Source organism: Streptomyces sp. NPDC050842 (genome assembly GCF_044456565.1).
Lineage (GTDB): Bacteria > Actinomycetota > Actinomycetes > Streptomycetales > Streptomycetaceae > Streptomyces.
Genome location: NZ_JBITGA010000008.1, coordinates 371188 through 392518, shown reverse-complemented (window position 1 = coordinate 392518; position 21331 = coordinate 371188). Strand labels below are relative to the sequence as shown.

Annotated in this window: 17 protein-coding genes; 6 read left to right on the top strand and 11 right to left on the bottom strand. The window is 73.8% G+C overall.

The features are described from left to right. Positions 1 to 30: 30 nt before the first annotated feature. The 3 genes from ACIBG6_RS27840 to ACIBG6_RS27830 form a co-directional block, all read right to left on the bottom strand. Entirely contained in the window at positions 31 to 888 is an 858-nt protein-coding gene (locus ACIBG6_RS27840) for a DUF6042 family protein (protein WP_399225360.1), read from the bottom strand. A 61-nt stretch (positions 889 to 949) separates the two neighbouring features. Further along, positions 950 to 2626, bottom strand: a complete 1677-nt coding sequence (locus ACIBG6_RS27835) for a hypothetical protein (RefSeq protein ID WP_399225359.1) — start codon at positions 2624 to 2626, stop codon at positions 950 to 952. Between the two features lie 86 nt (positions 2627 to 2712). Next, positions 2713 to 3483, bottom strand: coding sequence for a GntR family transcriptional regulator (locus tag ACIBG6_RS27830; protein ID WP_399225357.1), 771 nt, complete (start codon positions 3481 to 3483; stop codon positions 2713 to 2715). A gap of 203 nt (positions 3484 to 3686) precedes the next feature. Between ACIBG6_RS27830 and ACIBG6_RS27825 the strand changes: the two genes are divergently transcribed. Both ACIBG6_RS27825 and ACIBG6_RS27820 read left to right on the top strand, forming a co-directional pair. Beyond that, positions 3687 to 4562 carry a (2Fe-2S)-binding protein gene (locus ACIBG6_RS27825; protein WP_399225356.1) on the top strand — a complete coding sequence of 292 codons (876 nt, stop codon included), beginning with the start codon at positions 3687 to 3689 and terminating at the stop codon, positions 4560 to 4562. 204 nt (positions 4563 to 4766) lie between these two features. Further along, positions 4767 to 5882 (top strand): DUF2637 domain-containing protein, encoded by a 1116-nt coding sequence (locus tag ACIBG6_RS27820; protein ID WP_399225355.1) that lies wholly within the window; start codon positions 4767 to 4769, stop codon positions 5880 to 5882. A 34-nt stretch (positions 5883 to 5916) separates the two neighbouring features. On the opposite strand, the gene ACIBG6_RS27815 is transcribed toward ACIBG6_RS27820, so the two are convergent. The 4 genes from ACIBG6_RS27815 to ACIBG6_RS27800 form a co-directional block, all read right to left on the bottom strand. After that, positions 5917 to 6327, bottom strand: coding sequence for an ATP-binding protein (locus ACIBG6_RS27815; protein WP_399225405.1), 411 nt, complete (start codon positions 6325 to 6327; stop codon positions 5917 to 5919). Between the two features lie 107 nt (positions 6328 to 6434). After that, positions 6435 to 8177 (bottom strand): pyruvate dehydrogenase, encoded by a 1743-nt coding sequence (locus ACIBG6_RS27810; protein WP_399225354.1) that lies wholly within the window; start codon positions 8175 to 8177, stop codon positions 6435 to 6437. Positions 8178 to 8204: 27 nt separating this feature from the next. Further along, complete coding sequence (locus ACIBG6_RS27805; RefSeq protein ID WP_399225353.1) at positions 8205 to 9707, bottom strand: protein phosphatase 2C domain-containing protein; 1503 nt, start codon at positions 9705 to 9707, stop codon at positions 8205 to 8207. A gap of 122 nt (positions 9708 to 9829) precedes the next feature. Next, positions 9830 to 13591, bottom strand: coding sequence for a S8 family peptidase (locus ACIBG6_RS27800; RefSeq protein ID WP_399225352.1), 3762 nt, complete (start codon positions 13589 to 13591; stop codon positions 9830 to 9832). 232 nt (positions 13592 to 13823) lie between these two features. On the opposite strand from ACIBG6_RS27800, the gene ACIBG6_RS27795 reads away from it, so the two are divergent. Together ACIBG6_RS27795 and ACIBG6_RS27790 are read left to right on the top strand one after the other, a co-directional pair. Continuing rightward, entirely contained in the window at positions 13824 to 14807 is a 984-nt protein-coding gene (locus ACIBG6_RS27795) for a helix-turn-helix domain-containing protein (protein ID WP_399225351.1), read from the top strand. Between the two features lie 79 nt (positions 14808 to 14886). Next, positions 14887 to 15369, top strand: a complete 483-nt coding sequence (locus tag ACIBG6_RS27790; RefSeq protein WP_399225349.1) for a DUF456 domain-containing protein — start codon at positions 14887 to 14889, stop codon at positions 15367 to 15369. 49 nt (positions 15370 to 15418) lie between these two features. Here ACIBG6_RS27790 and ACIBG6_RS27785 read toward each other — a convergent pair whose 3' ends face one another. Continuing rightward, positions 15419 to 16762, bottom strand: a complete 1344-nt coding sequence (locus ACIBG6_RS27785; protein WP_399225348.1) for a DNA-3-methyladenine glycosylase 2 family protein — start codon at positions 16760 to 16762, stop codon at positions 15419 to 15421. Between the two features lie 105 nt (positions 16763 to 16867). Beyond that, positions 16868 to 17977 carry a ribosome small subunit-dependent GTPase A gene (gene rsgA / locus ACIBG6_RS27780; protein ID WP_399225347.1) on the bottom strand — a complete coding sequence of 370 codons (1110 nt, stop codon included), beginning with the start codon at positions 17975 to 17977 and terminating at the stop codon, positions 16868 to 16870. Between the two features lie 761 nt (positions 17978 to 18738). Between rsgA and ACIBG6_RS27775 the strand changes: the two genes are divergently transcribed. Further along, positions 18739 to 19131 carry a PQQ-binding-like beta-propeller repeat protein gene (locus ACIBG6_RS27775; RefSeq protein WP_399225346.1) on the top strand — a complete coding sequence of 131 codons (393 nt, stop codon included), beginning with the start codon at positions 18739 to 18741 and terminating at the stop codon, positions 19129 to 19131. Here ACIBG6_RS27775 and ACIBG6_RS27770 read toward each other — a convergent pair. Further along, on the bottom strand, positions 19094 to 20107 hold the full coding sequence (locus ACIBG6_RS27770) for a hypothetical protein (protein ID WP_399225345.1): 1014 nt from the start codon (positions 20105 to 20107) through the stop codon (positions 19094 to 19096). The two genes, ACIBG6_RS27775 and ACIBG6_RS27770, sit on opposite strands and share 38 nt — an antisense overlap. 112 nt (positions 20108 to 20219) lie before the next feature. Here ACIBG6_RS27770 and ACIBG6_RS27765 point away from each other — a divergent pair, with 112 nt between their 5' ends. Then, complete coding sequence (locus ACIBG6_RS27765; protein WP_399225403.1) at positions 20220 to 20624, top strand: VOC family protein; 405 nt, start codon at positions 20220 to 20222, stop codon at positions 20622 to 20624. On the opposite strand, the gene ACIBG6_RS27760 is transcribed toward ACIBG6_RS27765, so the two are convergent. After that, the gene (locus ACIBG6_RS27760) at positions 20552 to 21325 is read right to left on the bottom strand and encodes a helix-turn-helix domain-containing protein (protein ID WP_399225344.1); all 774 of its coding nucleotides are present in this window, start codon (positions 21323 to 21325) and stop codon (positions 20552 to 20554) included. The genes ACIBG6_RS27765 and ACIBG6_RS27760 overlap by 73 nt on opposite strands. Between the last annotated feature and the right edge of the window lie 6 nt (positions 21326 to 21331).

Sequence of the window (21331 nt, the reverse complement as noted above, 5' to 3'; positions counted from 1 at the left end):
GGATCCACCATCGCCGTCGACAGGCAACCCCTATTCGTTCGTTCCGTAGTGCCGCAGGACGTACACGTGGTCCTCGTCGTACTGCTCCCAGTCCGTGACGAGGTGGAAGCGCTGGAGGTCCTGGAGGTCCCCTGCCGAGGCGACCGGCACCCGGGGGATTCCCCGGTAGAGACGGATGTGCTCGTCCTCCACCAGGTCGTCGAGCGCGGCGCGGAGTTCGTCGGGGCTCAGGCGCACGGCCTCGGCGAGACGGCCCGGCGTGGTGAACAGTTCCCCGGGGCGGCCGAGGGTGTGGTCGAGGTAGTCGGTCAGGGCGTGCTTCCAGGGCTCGGCGGCGTCGCTTCGCCGCAGCCTCCGGAAGGTCCCCCGCAGGTCGTCGGGGAGTTCGAGCACGTCCTCCGGCAGGGGCAGCCGGTCCGGCATGGACCAACGCCCCTCGGTCGTATGGGCGATGCCCAGCGCCAGCATCGTGCCGACGAGGTCGCGGATCGTCTCCGGTACGGGGAATCCCCCCGCCCGCAGGGCGCCTTCGCCGCCCGCCCGGCGCGCCGCCGCCTCCGCCCGGATCCGGGCCTCCTCCTCGGTGTCCTCTGCGGCGGCGAGGGTGTCGGGAGCCAGCCAGAGCACCGGCGAGTCCAGATCCTCACCGAGTCCGTGGAGGAAGTCGCGCGGAGAGTCGCCGAACACCTCCCGCGCGACCTCGTCGAGCGTCCCGGTCACGGGCCGCGTCGCGGCCGTGCTCAGGAGCATGCACATCAGCATGGCCTGGTACCCCGGCAGCAGGTGCATCCATCCGCTGGAGAACCAGTCGTTGTGCACGGCGAGATCGCCCTTCCCCGCCTCGCCCTTCCCCGCCTCGGTCTTCCCCGCGCCCTGATCAACCGTCATGGCCGTCCTCCCACATGTCAGCGGCATACTCACCCGCTCAACGGTCACGACCCCGCCGAGGTCACCGCTCGGGAGACGATTCGCGCGATGATCGGAAGAGCTTCTCCCGGGATCGCGGTACGAGGCAGACCAGGCTCTCGTCGGTGCCGACGAGCAGCGCGCCCGCGCCGGTGACGGCGACCGCGCGGACCGGGGGGCCCGGGCGGAAGGAGAGCGTCGCGCCGCCCTCGGGGCGGTGGAGTTCGACGAGGCCGTCGGCCCAGGCCGCGGCGACCAGGGGGCCGTGCGGGGTCTCCGCCGCGTGCAGGGAGACCACCGGGGACCGGCGTTCCGCGAGGGGTTCGGAGCGCGGCTCGCGGCCCGGGGTCCAGAGCCGTACCGTCCCGTCGGCTCCGCCGGAACACACGAACGGCGTCTCGGACTCCACGGCGGCGACCGCCGTGACCCGGCCGCTGTGCGGGGCCGCCTGGTGCAGGCCGGTGAGGCCGAAGGCGTGCACGGAGCCGAGCCGGTCCCCCACCACGACCGAGCCCGCGATCGCCGCGAGAGCCGTGCCGGGGTGGCGGGCCAGGGTCTTCGAGACGGCCTCGGTGAGGCGTTCCAGGTACGGGGCCCTGGGCACCGTACCGCGGACGGAGTGCAGCCGGCCCCGGTCGTCCAGGAGCAGCACCGTGCCGTCCGGGGCGGGCGCGAGCGCCGTGACCCGGCCGGGGACGGTGTGCGGGAGCCGCCCGGCGGAGCTCGCGTCGGCCTCGTGGAGCAGGCGGACGGTGCCGGTGCGGTCGCCGACGAGCAGGGTGCCCTCCAACGGGCCGCCCGCCGCGCCGAGTACGGCGACGGGACCCGGCCAGGGCGGTGTCAGGTCGCCGCGGTTGCGGGCCCAGCGGAGCCGCCAGGCGGCCCCTTCGGCGAGCTCGGCCAGCGCGGGCCGCAGCCGGGGGTCGGCACCGTCGCCGAGCGCGGCGAGGAGCACGAGTGCCCGTTCCGCGGGGGCCTGCGCGCGGCAGAGCGACTGCCCGGCCCGCAGCCAGGCGGTCCTGAGTCCCCCGTGGTCGTCAACTCCGGCCTCTCCTGAGCCTTCACCGGTTCCGGTGACGTACGCGGTGGTGACGAGCAGCGGGTCGGCGGCGCACACGGCGAGCGGGTCGGAGAGGTCCGGCAGCGGGCGCGGGGGCTCCGCGGGGGCTCCGCCGGCGGGGGCCGGTTCGCCGTCCGCGTCCAGGTCCACGACCGTCGCCCGGCGTGCGGCGCGCAGGGTCCCGGGTGCCGGGCTCCCGGTCCGGGCCTCGACGACGAGCCGGACCCGGCCCACCCCGGCGAGTTCGCCGATGAGTTCCGTGAGCGCGGCGGGCTCGGCGGCGGCGTGGAGGTCCGTGAGGAGGAGGACGGCCCGGCCCGAGGGCCGCGCCTCGCTGGTGGCGAGGGCGTGGACGAGTTCGTCCGGCGACCTGGCCACCACACCGAGGAGGTCGGCGATCGTCCAGGTCGCGCCGAGCGCGCTCTGTCCGGCGAGCGGGACGAGCACCCGGGGCGTGCGACGCCGGCCGCCCGAGCGCGGGCCGTACGCGGCGAGCCAGTCGAGGAGGGCCGTCTTGCCGCTGCCGGGGGCGCCGGTGACGAGGCAGAGCCGGGGCGCCTCCGGGTCGGTGAGCCAGCCGAGCAGGGCCGCGGCCTCGGCTTCCGTACCGGTGACGGCTCGGCCTCCCTCCCGTGCCGGGGGCGGGGTCGCGGACGGCATGGGACACCTCACGGACGACGCGGTGCGGGCGGTCTGACGTCAACGACCTTAATGCTCCGGACACCCTCCGGGGGGTGTGTCGTGGATCAGTACTCGGATCCGGCGAAGTGCTCCCGTACGAGCGACTGGACGACCGCCAGGTCCTGGGCGATCAGGGCGTCGAGCAGGGCCGTGTGCTCGGCGGCGTCGGCGACGAGCTCACCGTGGCGGAGGGCGGGGGCGCTGATCAGCGGCCACTGGGAGCGCCGGTGGAGGTCGTCGGCGACGGCGAGCAGCTGCGCGTTCCCGGCGAGGGAGAGGACCGCCCGGTGGAAGGCGCGGTCGGTCTCCGCGTAGTGGGCGCGGTCGCCCCGCGCGGCGGCGGCCCCGGTCGCCTCGGCGAGCGGGCGGAGGTCGGCCCAGCGGGCGGCCGGGACCGTGCGGGCGAGCCGCAGCATGACGGGGACCTCGATGAGCGCGCGGACCTCGGCGAGCTCGGCGAGCTCGCGGGGGGTGCGCTCGGTGACGCGGAAGCCGCGGTTCGGGACGACCTCGACGGCCCCTTCGACGGCGAGGCGCTGCATGGCCTCCCGGACGGGGGTGGCCGAGACGCCGAAGCGCTCGGCGAGGGCGGGGCCCGAGTAGACCTCGCCGGGGACGAGCTCGCCGCCGACGAGGGCGGTGCGGAGGGCTTCGAGGATCTGGTCGCGGACGGAGTGCCGCTGGACGACGCGCGGTCCGGGGGCGGTGGCGGGACGACGCGCCGCCGGTTCGCCGTGCGTGTGCTCGCCACGGGCCTGTTCCGGTACGCGTACGGCGTCGCCGAAGGGCGGGTACGGCCTCTCCGTCGCCCGCTCGCGCGCTGCGCCCTGCTCCACCCGGGTCCTCCTGCGGCCTCGTGCCGGGCCCGGCTCGCGATACCCGGGTCCCCTGTGCACCATAGGCGAACGGCCGACATTTGGGGCACGGGGGGCCTACCCGCGGGACCCGGGGGTGGACGCGGCCCGTGCGGTGGTGAGAGCCGATCGAGATTCGGGTAAGGTAAGGCTTACCTGCTAACGATCGCGATTCGGTGGTCCGCATGACCGTCCCCGCTCTGTTGCCCGCACCCCCGACCTCGCCCGTCGCGGCCTCGTACGCCCGGCTCGCCGAGGTCTTCACCGGCCTGCGGATAGAGGAATCGGCCCCGGACGAACGGCTGCCGCGCGGCGCCGGCTGGGTCGGCGCCGAAGAGCTCGCGGCCGGCGGATCCGCCCTCGACGCCTTCCTCGCCTGGGACAACGCCCAGGTGCTGCGCGACTACGGCACCCAGGCCCGCCCCGACGTCGTCGCGAGCTTCGGACTGCACCGCTACGCCTGGCCCGCCTGCCTCCTCGTCACCGTCCCCTGGTTCCTGCACCGGAGGGTGCCGCGGCTGCCCGCGGCGAACGTGTCGTTCCAGCGCGCGCTCGGCCGCATGTCCGTCGGCATCGAGGAGTTCGCCTGCCTGCCCGGCGACCCCGCCGCCGCGCTGCCCGGCGCCCGCGTCGTCGCCGACGAGGAGGCGCTGCGGACCGAGGTGCGCGCCTCGCTCGCCGAGCACTTCGAGGCGATCCTGGGCGGTTTCGGCCCCCGGATGAAGCGCGGCCGCCGGGCCCTGTGGGGCATGGCCACGGACGAGATCGTCGAGGGCCTCTGGTACATCGGCGCCCTGCTCGGCGAGGAGGAGCGGGCGATGGCCGAGCTCGAACTCCTCCTGCCGGGCACCACCGCCACCCGCAAGCAGCACAAGCCGTACGCCGGTTCGGCCGGTTTCCGCGAGCTCGCCGGCACCGAGGGGCCCGATGGCGCCCCGCGCGCCACCCGCGACCGGGCGACCTGCTGCTTCTTCTACACGCTGCGCCCCGAGGACACCTGCCTCACCTGCCCGCGCACCTGCGACACCGAGCGCGTCCGTCGTCTGGCCGCGACGGCCTGAGGCTCCCGAGTGATTACGCCACCCGGACGGGTGGCGTCAATCGAACCCAACCCCCTTCTCTTGCACGGGTGTTCGACCAGATCGCACCTATTCGTATGCCCTGGGACCCCGATGGCGTGCTCTTGCCCCGAAACCGCTTGAGCGCCGCGCGGGGTCGGCCAGTATGGGCCGCCAAACGCCCTACTGCGATGCAAGGGACACCGCATGAGACTGACCGACATATCGCTGGACTGGCTGCTTCCGGGCGGCGTGATGGTGGCCGGGGTCCTGACGGCGGTGGCGGTGCTCGCGCGCGGGAAGCGCGCCGGTGACCAGGCCGCGGCCGAGGACTCCTGGGAGCGCAACGAGGAGCGCCGCAGACGCAAGGAGGCGGTGTACGGAACGGCTTCCTACGTCCTGCTCTTCTGCTGCGCCGCGGTCGCGGCGGCGCTCTCCTTCCACGGACTCGTCGGCTTCGGCCGGCAGAACCTCAACCTCTCCGGAGGCTGGGAGTACCTCGTCCCCTTCGGCCTCGACGGCGCCGCCATGTTCTGCTCGGTCCTCGCCGTCCGCGAGGCCAGCCACGGCGACGCGGCGCTCGGCTCGCGGCTCCTGGTCTGGCTGTTCGCCGGCGCGGCCGCCTGGTTCAACTGGGTGCACGCCCCGCGCGGCCTGGGCCATGACGGGGCACCGCAGTTCTTCGCGGGCATGTCCCTCTCGGCGGCGGTCCTCTTCGACCGGGCGCTGAAGCAGACCCGCCGGGCCGCGCTCCGCGAGCAGGGCCTGGTGCCCCGCCCGCTGCCGCAGATCCGGATCGTACGGTGGCTCCGCGCGCCCCGGGAGACTTTCGCGGCCTGGTCGCTGATGCTCCTGGAGAACGTACGGACGCTGGACGAGGCGGTCGACGAGGTGCGCGAGGACCGGCGGGAGAAGGAGCAGAACCGGCTCCGCCGGCGCGACCAGGTCAAGCTCGACCGGGCGCGGCTCAAGGCCATCAACCGCCAGCACCGCGCCTTCGGGCTCGGCCGCGGCGGCGGCACCGACCGTCAGGTCGAGATGGCGGCCTTGGGCGCCGCGGGCGGCGCCGGTACGGGCTCGGGCCCGGGTTCCGGTTCGGGTACGGGCTCCGGCTCCGCGACGCCGGCCGTGCAGGCCGCCGTCGCGGAGCCCGCCATAGCGGATCCCGGACAACTGCCGCTTCGACCCCGGCCCTCCCTGCAAGCCGTGAGGGGCGCCGAGTCCCGCACGGTGGACCTCACCGCTGAGGACGACACCCAGACGCTGCCCCGGCTCGACTCCCTGGAGCGCAAGCTCAAGGACCTGGAGCAGCAGTTCGGCTGAACAGGGACCTACGGAAATCCGGCGGGGCCGCCTCTCAGGCGGCCCCGCCGTTCAGTTCGAACCAGACCACCTTGCCCGCCCCGTACTCCTCGACTCCCCAGGAGTCGGCGAGCGCCTGGACGAGGACGAGCCCCCGGCCGTGCGTACGCGTACCGTCGTCGGCGGGCGGTACGTGCGGCGGTGCGAGCCCGGGGACGAAGTCGCGGACCTCGACCCTCAGTTGCTCGGGGACGACCGTCGCGGTCACGACGGCGCCGTGCTCGGTGTGGACCAGGGCATTGGTCACCAGTTCGCTGGTGAGCAGTTCGGCCACGTCGGAGGCGCCCGGTCCGCCCCATTTCCGCAGCAGTTCTCGCAAGGCATGTCGCACCTCCGGCACCGCGGTGAGATCCGCGCATCCCACCTTCCTGAGCAGTTGAGTCGGCTGTCGCGCCTCCCCGGCCATAACCCCCACCCACACGTCGTCGAACAGGCTCACGGGGATGCATGCCCCACGGGGGCGCCCGCATTCCCTCGGAGCCGGGCGACTCGGAGCGGGGACGGAGCCGGGGGTCAGAGCCGGGGGACGTTGCGCAGGTTGGAACGGGCCATCTGGAGCATGCGGCCCACTCCGCCGTCGAGGACGATCTTGCTGGCGGAGAGGGCGAAGCCGGTGACCATGTCGCTGCTGATCCTGGGCGGGATGGAGAGGGCATTGGGGTCGGTGACGACGTCCACGAGGGCCGGGCCCTTGTGCTTGAAGGCGTCCTTGAGGGCGCTCGCGAGCTGCTTGGGCTTCTCGACGCGGACGCCGTAGGCCCCGGCGGCGCGCGCGATGGCCGCGAAGTCGGGGTTCTTGTTCGTCGTCCCGTACGAGGGGAGCCCGGCGACCAGCATCTCCAACTCGACCATGCCCAGCGAGGAGTTGTTGAAGACGACGACCTTCACCGGGAGGTCGTACTGGACCAGGGTGAGGAAGTCGCCCATGAGCATGGAGAATCCGCCGTCGCCGGAGAGCGACACCACCTGCCGGTTGCGGTCGGTGAACTGTGCGCCGATGGCCTGCGGCAGCGCGTTCGCCATCGAGCCGTGGCTGAACGATCCGATGATCCTGCGCCGTCCGTTCGGCGAGAGGTAACGGGCCGCCCAGACGTTGCACATGCCGGTGTCGACGGTGAACACGGCATCCCCGTCGGCCAGTTCGTCGATGACGGAGGCGACGTACTCGGGGTGGATCGGGACGTGCTTCTCGACCTTGCGGGTGTACGCCTTCACGACGCCTTCGAGCGCGTCGGCGTGCTTCTTGAGCATCTTGTCGAGGAAGCGGCGGTCGGTCTTGGCCCGGACGCGCGGGACGACGCAGCGCAGGGTCTCGCGGACGTCGCCCCAGACGGCGAGGTCGAGCCGGGAGCGTCGACCGAGGTGCTCGGGCCGGACGTCCACCTGGACGATCTTCACGTCGTCGGGCAGGAAGGCGTTGTACGGGAAGTCCGTGCCGAGCAGGATCAGCAGGTCGCACCCGTGGGTGGCCTCGTAGGCGGCGCCGTAGCCGAGCAGACCGCTCATCCCGACGTCGTACGGATTGTCGTACTGGATCCATTCCTTGCCGCGCAGGGCGTGGCCGACCGGTGCCTTGATCCGCTCGGCGAACTGCATCACCTCGGCGTGCGCGCCCGCCGTGCCGCTGCCGCAGAAGAGCGTCACCCGGTCGGCCGCGTCGATCATCCGGACGAGCGCGTCGATCTCGTCGTCACCCGGTCGGACGGTGGGGCGGGAGGTGACGAGCGCGGTCTCCGCCGCCTTGTCGGGCGCGGGCAGGGAGGCGATGTCGCCGGGGAGCGAGACCACGCTGACGCCGCTGCGGCCGACGGCGTGCTGGATCGCCGTCTGGAGCAGCCGGGGCATCTGCTTCGGGTTGGAGATGAGCTCGCTGTAGTGGCTGCACTCGCGGAAGAGCTGGTCGGGGTGGGTCTCCTGGAAGTAGCCGAGGCCGATCTCGCTGGACGGGATGTGCGAGGCGAGGGCCAGGACCGGGGCCATGGAACGGTGGGCGTCGTACAGGCCGTTGATGAGGTGCAGGTTGCCGGGGCCGCAGGAGCCCGCGCAGGCGGCGAGGCTGCCGGTGATCTGGGCCTCGGCACCGGCGGCGAAGGCGGCCGTCTCCTCGTGCCGCACCTGGATCCAGTCGAGCGCGGGGGTGCGGCGGATGGCGTCGACGACCGGGTTCAGGCTGTCCCCGACGACGCCGTACAGACGCTTCACGCCCGCGCGCACGAGGATGTCGACGAACTGTTCTGCGACGTTCTGTTTGGCCATGGCTCCATCAACACATGACCCGGCGCGTTACGCCTCCCAGACGGCCACCCCCGTACGGTCGTCGGCGTAACCCGTCACCCTCAGCTGGGTGTCGGCGAGGAAGGCGGCGAGTCCTGGCGGTTCCTGGCCGCCCCAGCGGGTGGCGAGCTCGCGGGCGAGGGCGGGTTCGCCGCGCATCGGCTCGGCGAATCCGGGCGAGGCGAGGAGCAGGGTGTCCCCCGGGCGGGCGACGGAGGCCCGGAAGCGGAACGGTTCGGCGGGCGGCGGCACGGGCTCCTCGATGAGCGGACGGCCGGGTGCGGTCGTGACGCCGAGGTTCATGGTGAGCCGGTCGCCCTCCTCGGACCCGGCGTCGATGTCGGCGTCGGCGTCGGTCTCGGGCTCGGCTTCGGCCTGGGAGCGGCCCTCGGGTGAGCGCGGCGAGCCGAAGCCGACGACGGGGGCGCCGGTGACGGCGGCCGGTTCGGGCAGGAGCGGTTCGATGTCCTGCCAGGAGCCGTCGCGGAGCCGGAACAGGCCGCCGCCGCCGATCCCGAAGAAGACCCGCGTACGGCAGTCGGGGTCGGCGGGGACGAGGAGGCAGCGGAGGGTCGCGGTGTACTCGTCGGAGCCGAGGCCCCGGTCGGCGGCGCGGGCGCGCAGCTTGCCGTACGTACGGTCGGTGAGCCGGTGCAGTCCGGACTTGAGGTCGCCGCGGCGGCCGGTCCTGATGTCCTCCGAGAGCCTGGCGTGGCTGCGGCCGACGGCCTCCGCGATCCACTGGCAGGCGTCGGCGGCGGCGAGGTGGGCGTCCTCGGCGGCGCGGGAGCCGGCGGCGACGGCGACGAGGACGAGCGCGGCCTCGTCGTGACCGAAGCGGGCGGTGAGCAGGGCGTCGCGCCGGGGTTCGCCGCGATAGCGGGCGGAGTCGCCGCGTACGGATGCGGCCCGCAGGGTGCAGGTGCCGTAGCGGGCGCCGTCGAGGACGGTGTCGGCGACCAGTTCGGCGAGCTCGCCGGGGCGCGCGATGGGCAGGGCGGTGGGCTCGGACTCGTAGGTCGGCGGTCGGCTGCCGACGAACCCGGCGGCCCGGGGGCGGGGCACGGGCACCTGGACGGTGAGGTCGGCGTCCGCGCCGATGTCCGGATCTCCGTCGCCCGGAGGCACCGGCACCTGGACGGTGGGTGTCTCGACGGGCGGGGCGACCGGGGGCGGCGGCGGTGGCGGGGGTGCCGGGAAGGAGCGCGGTCCCGATTCGGGCGCCTCCCAGGGCGCCCGGTCGGACAGGACGGGCGGCGCTGTCCGGGGATCCGGCGCGGGCATCGCGGCCTGCTCCGGTTCCGGTTCCGGTTCCGGCTTCAGGTCCGGCTTCAGGTCCGGCGTCAGGTCCGGTTCCGGGCCCGACGGGACTGACGGGCCCGGCGGGCCCGTGGCGGCGCGGGGCGCCGTGGCGAAGTGGTCGTCGAGTGTGTCACCCGAGACCGCCGGGGCCGTGTCCGTCGCCGACTCGTCGTAGAGCTTGTCCCACCAGTTGTCCCCCTGCTGAGTCATGCCCATATTGTCCACCGCGCACGGCGCCCGAAAACGGACATCAGGAAAACCGTTGCTGCGAATGAGTGATCCGCCGGGCGGCCCCACCCCCCACGGGAAGGACGCCCGGCGGATCGTCGTGATCAGCGCACGTCGTAAGCGCGGACCACGGTCTGGGTGACGGAGTTGCCGTTGGCGTCCGTCAGTTCGGTCTTCAGGGTGACGGGCTTGCCGGTCGCGCCCGTGTGGTTCACGGTCGCGGTCCAGTCGCCGCCCTGCTGAGAGACCCGCGCTTCGGTCCAGGTCGTGCCCCCGTCATAGGAGTACGAGAGCTTGGCCGAGGTGAGCGCTGCGGGGGTGTAGCCCGCGTGACCCGTCGCGGTGAGGCCGATCTGCTGGCCGTCGGTCGCGGCGAGGGTCTTGAGTCCGTCCTCCGGAAGGTCGTACCGGGGGAAGAGAATCGGGATGCCCTGAGAATAGACGCTCTCGTCAAGCTTGGAGGTGAATTTCCAGACCGAGTTGACGGAGGTGGAGCGGGCCCACACCTTGCTGCCGATCTTCATGGTGTTCTGTTCGAGCGTGTACGTCCCGGCTTCGGCCGGGACCTCGAAGGCACCGAACGGCCAGCCGTTCTCACCGAGGAGCTCACCGTCGCGGCTGAGGCTGATGTTGCCGATGTCGCCGAAGGAGCCGGGCTCGGCGTAGTGGGTGCTGTCGCCCCACATGGCGTTGGCGAAGCCGATGAGGTTGCCCTGCCGCTCGGAGACGAGGACCGGCTTGCCGGTGGCGTCGCGCGGGGCGGTGGGGGCGAGGACGCCGTCGTACCAGTTCTCGGTGCGCCGTTCGCCGGGCGTGTACGTGTGCGGCGTGCCGATCATGATCTCCCCGAACGGGAAGCTGCTGCCGACCATCGGCTCCCAGAGCGTGTCACCGGCCGAGTAGTACTCGGTGCGGGCGCCGGGCGCGGGGACCGCCTCCAGCGAGGAGAAGCCGACGCGGACGCCGTCGGGACGGCGTGCGGACGGGAAGTCCACGAAGTCGGTGGCGATGCCCGCCGACCCGTGGGTGGCGTCGGTGCGGCCCAGTTCGCGGTCGCGGACCCGGTAGGTCCGGTCGTCGCGGATGGCTCCGTCCTCGGGGAAGGCGAGGCTGTAGACGTACGGGCTCTTCGCGGTGCCCTTCCAGGCGAGGGTGACCTCGCCGGTCGCCAGCTTGCCCTGGAGCGCGGTCGCCTCCGCGGACGGGACGGACAGGACCGGCAGGCCGAGGCCGTTGAAGCCACCGGCCGGGTACCAGCGGCCGGGGGCCGAGTGGTACGCGACGACGGCGACTGCGCCGGCGGCCTTGGCGTCACGGGCGAGAGCGCCCGCGCCGTTGGAGCCGTCCGGCAGGCGGACGAGGGCGATCCGGCCCTGGACTCCGGCGGCCTTGAGCTCCTCGGGGGTGCCGGTTCCGGCGTCGACGAGGCGGGCGGAGCCCGTGCCGTCGAGGTTGTCGGAGCCGAGGGTGCCGGTGAGCGGGTGCAGGGTCAGGCCGTCGCTCGTGCGGAGCGAGGTGATCTGCGGGGCGGCGGCGCGCCAGTAGCTGCCGAACTCGAAGGCGCCCTCGTCTGCCCGGCCTTCGACCGAGGCGTAGTAGCCGCGGATGGTGCGCGGTCCTGCGGCGGTGCCGGCGTGCAGCCAGGTGTCGTCCCAGGAGCGGGAGAACGTGAGGGTGGCGCCGCGGAGTTCGGTGGCCTGGTCGGTCTGCACCGACAGCTTGTGGGCCTTGCGGGCGTCGAGGACGACGGTGGTGTCCTTCTTCAGCTCCAGCTGCGGGCGGCCGAGGTAGCTGAGCGAGTCGTTCAGCGTGGCGCCCTCTCCGGCGTCGGGGGTGGTGACGAAGGAGGAGAGGAAGTAGCTGCCGGGACGCAGGCGGTAGACCTGGTCGGCGGCGCCCTCGTTGAAGCGGCGCTCGCCACTGGCGTCGTCGGTGCCGATGACGTCGAGGGAGGAGGCGCCGGAGGCGGGCTTGCCCTGACGGTCGATCAGCTTGACGCGCAGGGTGACCGTCTCGGGCTCGACGTAGAGCGAGAACGGGGTGGAGACGTGGATGCCGCCGGGGCCGGTGGCGAGGACGCGGCCGGTGACGTCGCCGTACTGGGCGCGCTCCAGGCGGGCGTCGGGGTCGAGCTCCAACGGGACCTGGGCGGTGGCGCCGGCCGGGACGGTGACGGTGCGCTTGCCGAGGCGGGCGACCGAACTCCGCACCCGGGAACCGTCGTTGCCGGTGACCTTCTCGACGGCCAGGTTCAGGGTGACCGGGGCGTCGGAGGTGTTGGTGTACGGGACGGAGACCGTGGTGCGGTCGCTGGTGTCCTGCGGCCAGTCGAACGTGCCGCCCTGGACGGCGGAGGCACCGAGGACGGTCTGGTCGACGGCGGCCTTGACGTCGAGGCGGCCGCCGCCGACCTGGCGGACGTCACCGGGGAGGTCGCTCTCGGCGGAGGAGACGAGGGCGGCCTTGATCTGCTGGGCGGTCCAGTCGGGGTGGCGCTGCTTGACGATGGCGGCGGCGCCCGCGACGTGCGGGGTGGCCATCGACGTACCGGACATGGACTGGTAGGCGTACACGCCACGGCCGCCGGCCGCGGCGGCGGAGATGTCGACGCCGGGCGCGGCGATCTCGGGCTTGAGGGTGTGGTTGACGATCGTCGGGCCGCCGCTGGAGAAGTACGCGGTGGAGTCGTCGCGGTCGGTGGCGCCGACGGTGAGGACGCTGGGCGCGCAGCCGGGCGAGGAGACCGTGTTGAGGGTCGGTCCCGAGTTGCCGGCGGCGATGACGAACAACGTGCCCTTGTTCTGGGCGAGTTCCTCGGCGGCGGCGCTCATCGGGTCGGTGCAGTCGGTGGGGACGGAGCTGCCGAGGCTCATGGAGACGACGTCGGCGCCCTGGGCGACGGCCCACTCCATGCCCGCGATGATCCAGGAGGCGGCGCCGGAGCCGGAGTCGTTGAGGACCTTGCCGTTGAGGAGGTCCGCGCCGGGGGCGACGCCCTTCTTCCTGCCGTCGCTCGCGGCGCCGGAGCCGCCGACGGTGGAGATGGTGTGGGTGCCGTGGCCCTGGCGGTCACCGGCGGTCTCGGAGTCGGTGAAGTTCTCCGAGGCGGTGACGCGGCCCTTGAGGTCGGGGTGCTCGGTGTCGGCGCCGGTGTCGAGGACGGCGACCTTGGTTCCGGTGCCGTCGTAGCCGGCGGCCCAGGCTTCGGGGGCGTGGACCTGCTTCGTCGACTGCTCCAGGGTGGCCTGAACCTTTCGGTCGAGCCAGAGCTTCTCGATGCCGGCGGCGGAGCGGGCCTTCGGGGTGTTCACGTCGGCCCAGAAGGTCGCGGCCTGCTTCTTGTCGGCCTTGAGCGCGACGCCGTCGACGGTCTTGAGGACCTGGCCGCGCTGGGCGCCACGCGGGGCGGCGGGGACCGAGCGGGCGAGGTCGGAGCCGTAGACCGCGATGAGGGGCAGCGTCGTGGTGGCGGCGTCGTCGTAGCCCTGGCGGACGAGCCCGGTGACGTTGAAGAGCTCCTCGTCGACACGGCCGGCGGCGAGCGCGTCGGTGGCGTCCTCGGGGTAGACGTACAGGTCATGGCCCGAGCGGCGCGTCTGGACGAGGGGGACGATGCCGTCCTCGCGGGGCAGCGCCGTGGCCGCCGGGTTTCCTTCGGCGTCGTGGGTGACCAGGACGCGGTCGCCGGTGACCAGGGTCACCGTGGCCGTCCGGTCCCCGGCGCGGGCCGAGGCCTCGCTGCCGACCAGCGGTCGCTTGCCGGCCGTGTCGTCCTGCGGCTCATTCGCCATGGACGGCGCGACCGCGGTGACGGCCAGGACGACGGCGGTCGCCGCCCCCAGGGCCGTACGCGAAATCGGGCGCATCGCTCTCCCCATCTGATTCCGGAAAAAAGGCACAAGACACCCGTCTCCGGAGGCTGTTGGTGCTGCGGTGGCGCCACATTGGCAGAGGTGAGGGCGGTACAGGGATGATGGGCAAGGCGGGAATACGCCGTGGCCGTTTCCCGCCAGGTCACCAACGGAACGAATGCCTCCGGTGAAGGTCCCGGAAATATCCGGGGCGCCCATCGGACGTACGGCGAGGGGTGGGGCAACCATGCTGGGAGCGATAGGGCTCGATGAACGCCAGGAGTCCGCGTACCGCGCGCTGGTCGCGCTGGGCGCGGCCGAGGTCACCGATCTCGCGCACCGGCTCGCCATGCCCGAGCGGGACACCGAGCGGGCGCTTCGCCGGCTGGAGTCGCAGGGGCTCGCCGCGCAGTCCTCGGCGCGGACCGGACGGTGGGTGGCGGCGCCGCCGGGAGTGGCCCTCGGTGCGCTGCTGACCCAGCAGCGCCACGAGCTGGAGCAGGCGGAGCTGGCGGCGAAGCTGCTCGCCGAGGAGTATCGCGCGGAGGCGGCGGAGTCCGCCGTCCACGACCTGGTGGAGGTGGTGACCGGCGCGAGCGCGGTCACCCACCGCTTCCTCCAGCTCCAGCTGGGGGCGACGGAGGAGGTCTGCGCCCTGGTCACCGGCAAGCCGATCGCGGTCACCGGGATGGAGAACGACGCGGAGGAGCAGGCCGCCGGGCGGGGGGTGCGCTACCGGGTGGTGCTCGAGCGCGAGGTGCTCGCGCTCCCGACCGGGCTGCTCGAACTGTCGGCGGCGCTCGGCCGCGAGGAACTGATCCGGGTCGCCGACCGGGTCCCCACCAAGCTGGTGGTCGCCGACCGGTCCCTGGCCATGGTGCCGCTGACCGGGCGGGGCGCGGAGCCCTCGGCGCTCGTCGTGCACGCGAGCGGGCTCCTCGAATCGCTGATGGGCCTCTTCGAGTCGGTGTGGCGGGACGCCCTGCCGCTGAGGCTGGGGGCGGGCGCGCAGATCACCGAGGACGAGGCCCCCGGCCCGGACGTGATGGACCTGGAGATCCTGTCGCTGCTGCTCGCCGGGATGACGGACGCGAGCGTGGCCAAGCAGCTGGATCTGGGGCTGCGGACCGTGCAGCGGCGGGTCAAGGGCCTGATGGAGCTGACCGGGGTGACGACCCGGCTCCAGCTGGGCTGGCACGCGTACGAGAAGGGCTGGGTGGCCCGCGGCTGAGCGCTCCCGGACCCGCGCTCGCCCCCCGTATGCGCCGCGCGACCTGCGCGGACTCGGATTCTGGGGGACGCTGGGCAGCGTGGGTGTGTGGCAGCTCCTGATGGTCGCGACGGTGATGCTGCTCGGTCTGTTCGGGGTGCTGACCCCCGGCGTGCCGGGAACGTGGCTGGTGTGGGCCGCGATGCTCTGGTGGTCCCTGCACGAGCGGACGGACCTCGCCTGGATCCTGCTGGCCTCCTCGACCGGTCTGCTGCTCCTCACGCAGGTGATCGTCTGGCAGCTGCCACCACGCCGCTTCCGGGGCGTCGGCATCACCCGGCGGATGATCCTTTACGCGGGCCTGGGCGCGCTCCTGGGCTTCGTCCTGATCCCGGTGCTCGGCGCGATCCCCGGCTTCGTCGGCGGGATCTACCTCGGGGAACGCCTCCGCCTCGGCGGCCACGGCCAGGCCAGGGCGGCCACCCGGACGGTCATGCGGGCGGCCGGCACGAGCGTCCTCGTCGAGCTCTTCTCGTGCCTGCTGATCGTGGGGGCGTGGGCGGGTGCGGTGCTCTGGGGCTGAGCCGTGTCCGGTGAGGTCTCTTAGGTGCGGACTCTTACGGCGCGGACTCTTACGGCGCGGTCGCGAGGTAGCGCGCCGCGTACGAGCGCCAGGGGCGCCACTCCTCCGCGTCCGGGGCGCCCCCGGGGAGGACGTCCGGGTCGCCGAGGGCCCGCATCCGGATGAGGGCGGCGGACTCGGGGGTCACGCCGGGGACGGTCAGCAGTGCCCGCTCGGCCTCGTCGCGGTCGGCGCCCGGGTCGAGGCGTACGGCTCCGTCGGCGAGCGCGCGGGCCAGCGGCCCCGCGACGGGGTGGCCGGTCAGGTCGGCCGGGGCCGGGAAGAGGTGGGTGAGGCCGCCGCAGGCGGTGGCCAGGGGTGTGCCGTGCGCTTCGACGAGCCGGGCCGACTCCTCGGGTCCGAGGAGGGTGCGCAGCGCGAACTCCTCGGGCTCGGCCGTCCCCGGGGACCGTACGCCGGGGCGGGCCGTCACCTCGGCAGCGAGGCCGGGGGCGGCGCCGAGGCGCTCGGCGACCGCGTACGGGTCGGCGTCGAGGTCGAAGAGGCGGCGCAGCCGGTGCACGGCGGTCGTGAGGTCGCGCAGCTCGGTGAGGTGGATGCGGGCGTCGAGCCAGCGCCCGGCGGACCGCTCGTCGACGGAGACGACCCCGGTGCCGTACGGGAGGCGGAGCGTGCGCCGGTAGGTGCGGGTGCCGGGGGCGCCGACGACCTCCTCGACGCGGGGCACGGCCTCGGCCGCGAGCAGGTCGAAGACCTCCCCCGCGGCGTACGGCCCCCGGTGGGCGAGCCGCAGCGGGACCCCGGCGGCGAGCGCGGTACGGCTTCCCGCGCCGCTGCCCGCCTCTTCCCGCAGGGCGGTGGGGGTGCGGGCGTAGACGGCGCGGATGGTCTCGTTGAACTGGCGGACGCTGGCGAAGCCGGCCGCGAAGGCGATCTCGGTGACGGGCAGGCCGGTCGTCTGGAGCAGCAGCCGCGCGGTGTGCGCCCGCTGGGCGCGGGCGAGGGCGACGGGTCCGGCGCCGAGCTCGGCGGTGAGCTGGCGCTGCACCTGCCGGGTGCTGTAGCCGAGGCGTCCGGCGAGGCCGGGCACGCCCTCGCGGTCGACGACCCCGTCGCCGATCATGCGCATGGCGCGGCCGACGACATCGGCCCGTACGTCCCACGCGGCGGAGCCGGGCACGGCGTCCGGCCGGCAGCGGCGGCAGGCGCGGAAGCCGTGGCCCTGGGCGGCGGCGGCCGTGGGGAAGAACGAGACGTTGCGCCGCTTCGGGGTGACGGCCGGGCAGCTGGGCCGGCAGTAGATGCCGGTGGTGCGGACGGCGAAGAAGAACTCGCCGTCGAACCGGGCGTCCCTGCTGCTGACCGCCTCGTAGCGGGTGTCGTCGTCCCTCATGCATCCCAGTGTGCGGGACCCGACGACACCCGACTCGCGGATTTCGGACACGGCGCTGCGGCCCGGAAGCGCCTCCCGGACCGCGACACGGCGCCAAGACGGCCCCTACCGGACGCGCCCGCGCTTGGCCTCCATGGCCGCGCGTCCTTCCGCGCCCTTGCGCTTCCAGTCCTTGAGGATCTCGGTACGCACCCGGGCGTCGGTCTTGGCCACGATGCGCTGGTTCTCGCGGAGCAGCTTGCGGTAGCTCTCCAGTCGGCGCACGGGCAGCGAGCCGTCCTCGATCGCCGCCGCCACCGCGCAGCCGGGCTCCGACTCGTGGGCGCAGTCGTGGAAGCGGCACTGCGCCGACAGCTCCTCGATCTCGGCGAAGACCTGGCCGACGCCGGTCTCGGCGTCCCAGAGCCCGACCCCGCGCAGCCCGGGGGTGTCGATGAGGACGCCCCCGCCCGGCAGGACGAAGAGGTTGCGGGTGGTCGTGGTGTGGCGGCCCTTGCCGTCGACGTCCCGGGCGGCCTGGACGGTCATCACGTCCGTGCCGACGAGCGCGTTGGCGAGGGTCGACTTGCCGGCGCCGGAGACGCCGAGGAGGACGGTCGTGCCGCCCGCGACCACCGCGGAGAGCACGTCGAGGCCCTCGCCCGTGGCGGAGCTGAGGGGCACGACCTGCACGCCGGGCGCGACGGTCTCCACGTCCTCGACGAGGTAGGACAGCCCGAGGGGGTCGGGCACCAGGTCCGCCTTGCTGAGGACGACGGTCGGCTGCGCGCCGGACTCCCAGGCCAGGGCGAGGAAGCGTTCGATCCGGCCGAGGTCCAGCTCGACGGCGAGCGAGACGGTGATGACCGCGTGGTCGACGTTGGCCGCGAGGATCTGGCCCTCGGACCGCTGGGAGGAGGTGGAGCGCGCGAAGGCCGTACGGCGCGGCAGCAGCGTCCGTACGTAGCGGGGGTCGCTGGCGCCCTCGGGGTCGACGGCGGCCCAGTCACCGGTGCAGACGACGCGGAGCGGGTCGTGCGGGGTCACGAACGCCGTGTCGGCGCGCACGACCCCCTCGGGGGTGGCGACGTCGCACTGCCCGCGGTCGACCCGGATGACCCTGCCGGGGAGGAGTCCCTGCCGGGCGTACGGAGCGAACTCCGCCTCCCAGTGCTCGTCCCAGCCGTAGGCGGTGAGGGAGGAGAGAGAAGACGGGTGGAGAGAAGCGTGGGACAAGGGGAACCCTTCGAAGGGTGGCCCCGGCGGCGCGCTCTGCGCGCGGAAGTCGAGTGAGTGTCAGCCGGAGACCACAGGGGTGGGGACGATGAACTCCTGAATGCGGGCAGTGCCCGTCACCGTGACAGTCATCAATGTCCTCACCTCCTGCTTCTTCTCTACGAACAGACGCTGTTCCGTGGAAACCCGTGGATCGATCCGTGGAACGAGCAGAACCATAGCCCGGCCCCGCGGCTCGGTCCACCGATTTAAAGGCCCTCGTGGATCAGCGGCATTTCCTCGGTATTGCAGTGCCACGGGAGAGGGTCCGCGGGCGAGAACCGTACGAGACGAGAGGGCTGCCACGTGAGTGAGACCCCGCAGAGCGATCCCCGACGGGCCTTCGGCGACAGCCGTCCCACCCAACCCCTCGGACAGACCGCCCCGGCCTGGGGACCCATGGCGCAGAGCCCCGGTCAGGTCCCGCCCCCGATGCCGGGTCAGATGCCCGGTCAGGTCCCGCCCCCGATGCCGGGTCAGGTCCCGCCGCCGGTCCCGCCGGTGGCGCCCTCGGCATGGTCCCAGCCGGTTCCCGCGGGTGGCCAGGGCGGACCCCGCGGCGGCCCGCGCGGATGGCACCCTGATCGCCTGGGGCAGCCCCGCGAGGACGGACCCGGTCGCGTCGACCAGGGGGTACGCCTCTCTCGCCCCGGAGTCCGGCGAGCGCGTGTGGGCCAAGGACCTCGTCGCCCTCTACCCGTCGGACACCGGCGAGGAGGAGTGTGCAGACCGCCGCCCGCGGGAACCGCGGCTACGCGCGCTCCGGCGCGACCGTCTGCTACCTGGACGGCAGGGTCCTGCACGGGATCGACGCCGGGACCGGCGCGAAACGCTGGACGGCCGGGTCCGGCCTGGGCGACCTGGAGTTCCTCGGCTCCCTGCGCGGCCTCTTCCTCGCCGCCGGCGACAAGGGCCTGTGCGCCTTCCACGCCGAGAGCGGCCGGCAGGTCTGGCATCACGCGGCCGGCGGCGCCGGTTCCGCGTCCGGCGCCTGGTCGACGCACGTCGTCGGCGATCACCTCTACGCCACGGTCCGGCAGGCTGCTCCGCTTCTCGCTGCCCCCGGCCTGACGAACGTCAGGCCAGGGCGAGCAGGATCAGCGACGCGGCCGTGAGGAGGGTTCCGGCGAGGAGGACCTGGGTGCCGGGGGCCGGGTTTCCGAGCCGGGGCGCCGTCGGGAGGTCGTTCGTGCGGACGGCGGCGCGGGCGCGGGCCAGTTCGGCGGCCGGCGGGTGCTGCGGGAGGTCGACCCGCCAGGGGCGGCGCGGGTCGTGGCGGACGAGCGCCGCGCGGTGGAGCCGGACGTCCTGGAGGTCGAGGGGGTGCTCGACCTCGATGCGGTACGGGGCACCCCTGTCGGGGAGGACGGTCAGGTCGAAGACGAAGTCGGTGCCACGGACGGTGAGGGAATGGAGCCTGGCCGGCGCGTGGACGGCCCCTTCCCCGGAGGGGAGGTCCTGGGCCACCCCGGGGCGGTGCCGAAGTCGCACGGTGCCGAGCGTGAAGAGCAGGGCGGCCGTGCCGTTGAGGCCGAGCATCATGGCCCAGCGCGGCCCGTCGAGGGCTCCGTGGACGAAGGCGGTGACCACGACGGCGGCCGGCGCGGCCACGAGGAGCGTGCCGGGGGCGAGGACCTGACGCAGCAGGGCCCGGCCGGGGACACGGCCGCCGTCCGCGGCCGGACCGGCCGCCTCGGGTTCCTGACGTAGCCCCCGCCGGCGCAGCGACCGCGCCGCTCCCGTGACGACGAGGACGACCCCGAGCGCGACCAGGCCGTACGCGGCGACGACCGCGTGGTCGTCCTCCCGGCGGAGGAGGAGCCCGAAGGCGGCGAGCACCACGGCGAGCCCGGCCCCGGCGAGCCCCAGGAAGGGGGCCGCGAGCACGGCGGCGCCCACGGCCGAGGGAACCGCGAGGAAGAGCGCCCCGCCCGCGAGCTGGTTCGTGCCGCACCCCTCGGTGTCACAGGTCCAGCGGACGCCCGAGCGCTCGGTGGCGTAGACGTGGCAGAGGAACCAGGTCTGCCAGAACAGCAGGACGGCCGTCGCGGCCCAGGGCCAGGACGTCCTTCCGTACGCACGTGTGCTCATGGACGGACCGTAGCCCTCGGGTCGGCTCTCCGGTCGGGGTACTCGTCTGTTTCGTTCAAGACCGGGACGTCCGGCAGCGCCTAGCGTGCGAGGCATGGACACAGCACCCCGCATCGCACCCCGACTGGACCTCGTCGGCGTGGTGGTCTCGGACATGGCCGCCTCGCTCGCCTTCTACCGCCGTCTCGGCCTGGACGTCCCGGACGGGGCCGAGACCGCCCCGCACGTGGAGGCCGCGCTGCCCGGTGGGCTGCGCATCGCCTGGGACACGGAGGAGACCGTGCGTTCCTTCGATCCCTCCTGGCGGCGCCCCGAGGGCGGGAACCGGATCGAGCTCGCCTTCCGGTGCCGTACGCCCGAGGACGTGGACGCGGTGTACGAGGAGCTCGTGGGCGCGGGCCACGGCGGGCATCTGAAGCCCTGGGACGCCGTCTGGGGGCAGCGTTACGCCGTGGTCCTCGACCCGGACGGCAACGGCGTGTCCCTGTTCGCGGACGCGCCGGCGGCCGCCTCGTAGGCACGGGCCTCGTAGGCACTCAGGGTCGTGCCGGCCAGGGCCCTCGTCTCGCGCGCGAGATGGGCCTGGTCGGCGCAGCCCGCGCGGAGGGCGGCCTCGGCGTACGGCAGCCCGGCCCTGACCAGGGCCAGGGCGCGCTGGAGGCGGAGGATCCGGGCGAGCGTCTTGGGGCCGTAGCCGAAGGCGTCCAGGGAGCGGCGGTGCAGCTGCCGGGCGCCGAGTCCGACCGCGTCGGCGGTCTCCGCGACCGGGCGGCCCGCGTCCAGGCGGGCGACGACGGCCCGCAGCAGCGGGTCCGGGGCGGGGGCGTCGGCCGCCCTGCGCAGGGCCAGGGACTCCAGGGCCGCGGCCGGGTCGGGGGCCTCCGTGATCCGTTCGCCGAGCTGTCGCGCCTCGGCCTCGCCCCAGAGCGCGCCGAGGGCGACCCGCCGGTCGCGCAGTTCACGGGCCGGTACGCCGAGGATCGCCGGCGCGTCTCCGGGGGCGAAGCGGATGCCCGCGTACCGCGTGACCGGGTCCCCCGGTACGTACGCCCGCGTGTCGGGTCCGGCGACGAGGAGGCTGCCGTCGGCCCAGATCAAGTCCATGCAGCCGTCGGGCAGCACGGGATGCAGGGGGTGCAGGGGGCCTGCCGGACGCGAGACCAGCGTCCTCGTCCACAGCACGGCTCCGTCCAGCAGGGCCGGGCGTTCCTCGTACATCCTTCG